Source organism: Hanamia caeni (genome assembly GCF_003721595.1).
Lineage (GTDB): Bacteria > Bacteroidota > Bacteroidia > Chitinophagales > Chitinophagaceae > Ginsengibacter > Ginsengibacter caeni.
The window spans coordinates 1-2,313 of the sequence record NZ_RJJR01000041.1 but is presented as its reverse complement, the minus strand read 5'-3'; the positions used below and the strand labels follow the sequence as shown (position 1 = coordinate 2,313).

Here is a 2,313-nt window from a genome sequence, read left to right as displayed (position 1 = left end):
TGTTGAACTAAACCTACGGTAGCCTTCCGCAACTATCCGTAAATTTAGCATTCACTAAAACTTTAAAAATGACAACGAAAAAAAAACGCCGGAAGCATTAAGGTATAACAAATACCTCAACCGTGCCTGCCGTGAAGTTACTGGATTTACTCAATTACTTCAACGTTTTGAGCGCAATATTTCCATCCTCGGCAGAAGCAGGCGCACCTTTGACAACTACAGCCGCCATATTGCAGCCATGGCGCTTCATTTTGGCTGCCTGCCTACAGAACTGGACGAAGAACAAATCAAAGATTATCTCTACGAGTTGCAACAGCGAAGCAAAACACCTTCGCAGACATACTTCAAACACACCGTTTACGGCCTTCGCTTTATGCTCAAAGGTGAAGGGCTTCCTTACAGTCATCTTCATCTTCCTTCCATCAAAAGAGAAAAAAAATTACCTACCGTACTCAGCAAAGCCGAAGTGTGGCGTATGCTTAAGACTGCCGCGCTGCTCAAACACAAAATACTCATTGGCTTGTTGTATGGATGCGGACTCAGGTGCATGGAAGTAAGAAGTGTAAGACTAAAAGACCTGGATTTTGATCGTAAGATGTTGCATGTCGTTCAGAGCAAAGGCCGCAAGGATCGCTATGTTCCCTTATCTGACCACCTGATCCGCGGGTTAAAAAAATATATTTCTGCCGAACGGCCTTCAGAGTGGCTTTTTAATGGCAAACCCGGTGAGCGTGGGGGTGGTGATTTTGATAACCGCTACAGCCAGCGGGGCGTACAGTGGGCCGTGAACCGCATTGCCAAAGATGCAGGCATTACCAAAGAAGTAAGCGTGCATACGCTGCGCCATACCTATGCCTGTCACCTGCTGGAAGAAGGCATGAACATCGTAACGCTCAAAGAACTCATGGGCCATGCCAACATAGAAACGACGATGGAATACCTGCACGTCTGCCAGTTGGATGACCGTAAAATGTTCAGCCCCTTAGACAGCCTCTTTGCCCGATGCGCCCCGCCTGTGAAGTAGCCGATGTGTTGCAAAGGCTGGGCAGCCAAAGAGAACAGATGGGATTGAACACGCATCAGTTGAGGACACTTCGCGCCATAGAGATGTGCAGGACACCTATGCTCGGGGGCCACGTAGATGCCTGCGATACCTGTGGCCATATCAGCATCAGCTATAATAGCTGCAGAAACCGTCATTGTCCTAAATGCCAGGGACATAAACGCCAGGAGTGGATACAGCAAAGAGAACAGGATTTATTGCCCTGCACTTATTATCATGTGGTGTTCACATTGCCGCAGCAGCTCAATGCTCATGCCTTGCACCATCCGGCATTGATCTATGATGCACTGTTCAAAAGTGTATGGCAAACGATCCGGCAGTTTGGAAACAACAAAAACATCCACCTGGGAATGATTGCTGTATTGCACACCTGGGGGCAGAACCTGTCGCTTCATCCGCATCTGCATTGCATTGTGCCCGGCGGCGGCATAGACAAGAATGGTAAATGGCAAAAGCAGGTTCGCAGTAATAAATATTTGTTTCCGGTACAAGCTTTGAGCAAAGTGTTCCGGGCAAAGTATGTACAACAGTTGAGAGAGAATGGTATTGAGGATAAAGTGCTGTTGGAAAGCCTGTTTCAAAGCGATTGGGTAGTGTATGCCAAACGGCCCTTTGGCGGCCCTGTGCAGGTGATAGAATACCTGGGAAGATACACGCACAAAGTGGCGATCAGCAATCACCGTTTGCAACAGGTGACGGATACGGATGTTTCATTTACGTATAAGGATTACCGTGAGAGTGGAAAAAATAAGACGATGTCTTTAACCCACAGAGAATTTATCCGCCGCTTTGCACAGCACATACTGCCTTTGCGCTTTGTGCGCATCAGGTATTACGGCATTCTGAGCAGCACCTGGAAGCGTGGAAAATTGCAGGCATTGCAAAGCGAATTGAAAGTAAAGAGGCCGGAGGCAAAAACAAAAACTTTACTCAGGAAATGCCCCTGTTGTAAAACCGGCACATTGATAACGATTGAAGTGTTTGGCAAGCGTGGCCCACCGAAGGAATTTCTTACGGAAAACCAACCTGTGCCTGTCCCGCTCTCATAGCGGGATGGGTAAGGGATCTTCTGTCCGTCAAAAATGAAAAACACCAGATATTCCGACCTATGAGAACCCTTCAGAAAAAATCAAGTTGCCTAACTTGATAGTGTAGGTCAAATCCTCCTGACGACATCTCCATATTAACCGGTTTCGTTCAACATGCGGCTTCATTGTTGGTGCTACGCACCCAACGAAGCCTTAGTTGTT

Annotated in this window: 2 protein-coding genes and 1 pseudogene; all 3 read left to right on the top strand. The window is 47.3% G+C overall.

The annotated features are described in order from the left end of the window. Positions 1-166: 166 nt before the first annotated feature. Positions 167-325, top strand: a pseudogene (locus EFY79_RS22070) (hypothetical protein); the annotation flags it as partial. Positions 326-373: 48 nt separating this feature from the next. Further along, positions 374-1,024 carry a tyrosine-type recombinase/integrase gene (locus EFY79_RS21215; RefSeq protein WP_394338876.1) on the top strand — a complete coding sequence of 217 codons (651 nt, stop codon included), beginning with the start codon at positions 374-376 and terminating at the stop codon, positions 1,022-1,024. Next, on the top strand, positions 1,003-2,112 hold the full coding sequence (locus EFY79_RS21210; RefSeq protein WP_123122765.1) for an IS91 family transposase: 1,110 nt from the start codon (positions 1,003-1,005) through the stop codon (positions 2,110-2,112). The genes EFY79_RS21215 and EFY79_RS21210 overlap by 22 nt, the downstream gene beginning before the upstream one ends. Positions 2,113-2,313 lie beyond the last annotated feature (201 nt).

Bases quoted from the DNA above. Each gene is read 5' to 3' on its own strand.
- EFY79_RS21215 (WP_394338876.1), top strand. From the start codon at position 374: ATGCTCAAAGGTGAAGGGCTTCCTTACAGTCATCTTCATCTTCCTTCC.
- EFY79_RS21210 (WP_123122765.1), top strand. From the start codon at position 1,003: ATGCGCCCCGCCTGTGAAGTAGCCGATGTGTTGCAAAGGCTGGGCAGC.